1 pseudogene is annotated in these 240 nt (G+C 37.9%); it reads left to right on the top strand.

Annotated elements, in window-relative coordinates:
- A pseudogene (locus ACEWB7_RS18885) lies at positions 1-240 on the top strand (IS30 family transposase); the annotation flags it as partial.

The raw sequence follows: 240 nt of genomic DNA, 5'->3' as shown, positions 1-240 counted from the left end.
ATATGCTTCTGATAACACCTTCGCTAGACGTAGACGTGGTCACAGAAAACTCAAAATCGACTCAATCCTCTGGAGATTTATTGTTGAAGCGATCCGTTGTTTATGGTCTCCTCAGCAAATATCGAAGCGTTTAAAGACATTTTCTGATTTGGATCAAACAATGAATGTAAGCCATACAACGATTTACTCAACTATACGAGCATTACCAAAGGGTGAGTTGAAAAAAGACTTATTATCCTG

The sequence above is a fragment of the Acinetobacter sp. NIOH-H-8 genome (assembly GCF_046635365.1).
In the GTDB taxonomy this organism is placed as follows: Bacteria; Pseudomonadota; Gammaproteobacteria; order Pseudomonadales; family Moraxellaceae; genus Acinetobacter.
The sequence above is the reverse complement of the archived record's forward strand: the minus strand, read 5'-3'. Positions and strand labels throughout refer to the sequence as shown.